This is a genomic window from Nocardia sp. CY41, assembly GCF_009829325.1.
Lineage (GTDB): Bacteria > Actinomycetota > Actinomycetes > Mycobacteriales > Mycobacteriaceae > Nocardia.
Map to the genome: position 1 here is coordinate 1 of NZ_VUOS01000090.1, position 3,435 is coordinate 3,435.

Below are 3,435 nucleotides of genomic sequence, written 5' to 3' on the forward strand. Positions count from 1 at the left end.
AAGGATGTTCCGGCGGTGTCCTACTCTCCCACACCCTGTCGAGTGCAGTACCATCGGCGCTGGCAGGCTTAGCTTCCGGGTTCGGAATGGGACCGGGCGTTTCCCCACCGCTATGGCCGCCGTAACTCTATGAAACTGTCCACCACACCCCCGAACCCTGTTCACCACACCCACCGACCCCGCAATGACCGGGATCGAATGTGGGTGGCACGGTGAATCGTGTCGCGGGGTGTCTGTGTGTTGTTTCAGATACCGCACAGTGGACGCGTAGCAACCTTTGTTGGTAAGTCCTCGGCCGATTAGTACCGGTCACCTCCACACGTTACCGTGCTTCCAGTTCCGGCCTATCAACCCCATGGTCTGTAGGGGGCCTTAACCACTCGAAGGTGGTGAGAAACCTCATCTTGGAACAGGCTTCCCGCTTAGATGCTTTCAGCGGTTATCCCTTCCGAACGTAGCCAACCAGCAGTGCCCTTGGCAGGACAACTGGCACACCAGAGGTTCGTCCGTCCCGGTCCTCTCGTACTAGGGACAGCCTTCCTCAAGTTTCTGACGCGCGCGGCGGATAGAGACCGAACTGTCTCACGACGTTCTAAACCCAGCTCGCGTGCCGCTTTAATGGGCGAACAGCCCAACCCTTGGGACCTACTCCAGCCCCAGGATGCGACGAGCCGACATCGAGGTGCCAAACCATCCCGTCGATATGGACTCTTGGGGAAGATCAGCCTGTTATCCCCGGGGTACCTTTTATCCGTTGAGCGACACCGCTTCCACATGCCGGTGCCGGATCACTAGTCCCGACTTTCGTCCCTGCTCGACCCGTCAGTCTCACAGTCAAGCTCCCTTGTGCACTTGCACTCGACACCTGATTGCCAACCAGGCTGAGGGAACCTTTGGGCGCCTCCGTTACATTTTGGGAGGCAACCGCCCCAGTTAAACTACCCACCAGGCACTGTCCCTGAACCCGATCAGGGTCCGAGGTTAGAAGTCCAATACGACCAGAGTGGTATTTCAACGACGACTCCACGAACACTGGCGTGCCCGCTTCACAGTCTCCCACCTATCCTACACAAACCGTACCGAACACCAATACCAAGCTATAGTGAAGGTCCCGGGGTCTTTTCGTCCTGCCGCGCGTAACGAGCATCTTTACTCGTAATGCAATTTCGCCGAGTCTGTGGTTGAGACAGCAGAGAAGTCGTTACGCCATTCGTGCAGGTCGGAACTTACCCGACAAGGAATTTCGCTACCTTAGGATGGTTATAGTTACCACCGCCGTTTACCGGGGCTTAAATTCTCAGCTTCGCCACCGAAGTAGCTAACCGGTCCTCTTAACCTTCCGGCACCGGGCAGGCGTCAGTCCGTATACATCGTCTTACGACTTCGCACGGACCTGTGTTTTTAGTAAACAGTCGCTTCTCTCTGGTCTCTGCGACCACACCCAGCTCAGACCGCAAGGATCATCACCAGACGTGGTCCCCCTTCTCCCGAAGTTACGGGGGCATTTTGCCGAGTTCCTTAACCACAGTTCTCTCGATCGCCTCGGTATTCTCTACCTGACCACCTGTGTCGGTTTGGGGTACGGGCCGTGTACCAACTCACTAGAGGCTTTTCTCGGCAGCATAGGATCACTGAATTCGCCTCAATCGGCTACGCATCACGTCTCAGGCACATGAGTGACGGATTTGCCTACCACTCGCCCTACACGCTTACACCAGGTATTCCATCACCTGGCCCAGCTACCTTCCTGCGTCACCCCATCGCTTGACTACTACAGCAGGGGTCGTGCGCAGCCGCTTCAAGCTTCCCGAAGGAAGTCCATCCACATTTGGGCACTTAGCACCACTGATTCGCCACTGGGCGCGGATACACGGGTACGGGAATATCAACCCGTTGTCCATCGACTACGCCTGTCGGCCTCGCCTTAGGTCCCGACTCACCCTGGGCGGATTAACCTGGCCCAGGAACCCTTGGTCATTCGGCGGACGAGTTTCTCACTCGTCTTTCGCTACTCATGCCTGCATTCTCACTCGCACAGCCTCCACCACTAGGTCACCCTGTGACTTCCACGGCTGCACGACGCTCCCCTACCCACCCCAACACCTGGCTCGAAAGCAGGCAAACGTTGGAGTGCCGCGGCTTCGGCGGTGTACTTGAGCCCCGCTACATTGTCGGCGCAGGATCACTTGACCAGTGAGCTATTACGCACTCTTTCAAGGGTGGCTGCTTCTAAGCCAACCTCCTGGTTGTCTTCGCGACCCCACATCCTTTTCCACTTAGTACACGCTTAGGGGCCTTAGCCGGCGATCTGGGCTGTTTCCCTCTCGACTACGAAGCTTATCCCCCGCAGTCTCACTGCCACGCTCTCACACACCGGCATTCGGAGTTTGGCTGACTTCGGTAAGCTTGTGGGCCCCCTAGGCCATCCAGTAGCTCTACCTCCGATGTGAAACACGTGACGCTGCACCTAAATGCATTTCGGGGAGAACCAGCTATCACGGAGTTTGATTGGCCTTTCACCCCTACCCACAGCTCATCCCCTCAGTTTTCAACCTAAGTGGGTTCGGGCCTCCACGACGTCTTACCGTCGCTTCACCCTGGCCATGGGTAGATCACTCCGCTTCGGGTCCATGACATGCGACTCAAACGCCCTATTCGGACTCGCTTTCGCTACGGCTACCCCACACGGGTTAACCTCGCCACACACCGATGACTCGCAGGCTCATTCTTCAAAAGGCACGCCATCACCCCACCCCGAAGGGAAGGCTCTGACGGATTGTAAGCGTCCGGTTTCAGGTACTATTTCACTCCCCTCCCGGGGTACTTTTCACCTTTCCCTCACGGTACTAGTCCGCTATCGGTCACCAGGGAGTATTCAGGCTTACCGGGTGGTCCCGGCAGATTCACAGCAGATTTCACGGGCCCGCTGCTACTCGGGCACCCACTACAACAGAGCACGCATTTTCGCCTACGGGATTCTCACCCTCTACGACAGGCCGTTCCAGACCACTTCGACTAACACGCACTTTTCTGACTGTTGCCTACCACGGCAGTGATAGGAAAGTGAGCCCCACTACCCCACACGTGCAACACCTGCCGGCTATCACACACGCATGGTTTAGCCTCATCCGCTTTCGCTCGCCACTACTCACGGAATCACAATTGTTTTCTCTTCCTGTGGGTACTGAGATGTTTCACTTCCCCACGTTCCCTCCCAACCGCCTATATATTCAGCGGCAGGTGACACGACATCACTCGTGCCGGGTTTCCCCATTCGGAAATCCTCGGATCTCAGCTCGGTTGACAGCTCCCCGAGGCTTATCGCAGCCTCCTACGTCCTTCATCGGCTCCTGGTGCCAAGGCATCCACCGAACGCTCTTAAACACTTACAAACAAAGATGCTCGCGTCCACTGTGCAGTTCTCAAACAACACAC

General features: G+C 56.7%; 2 rRNA genes. Both read right to left on the bottom strand.

Features of this window, described 5'->3' with window-relative positions:
* Positions 1–7 precede the first annotated feature (7 nt).
* A 5S ribosomal RNA gene (rrf, locus tag GVY64_RS36625) occupies positions 8–124 on the bottom strand.
* 155 nt (positions 125–279) lie between these two features.
* Positions 280–3,392: ribosomal RNA gene (locus GVY64_RS36630) — 23S ribosomal RNA — on the bottom strand.
* Positions 3,393–3,435 lie beyond the last annotated feature (43 nt).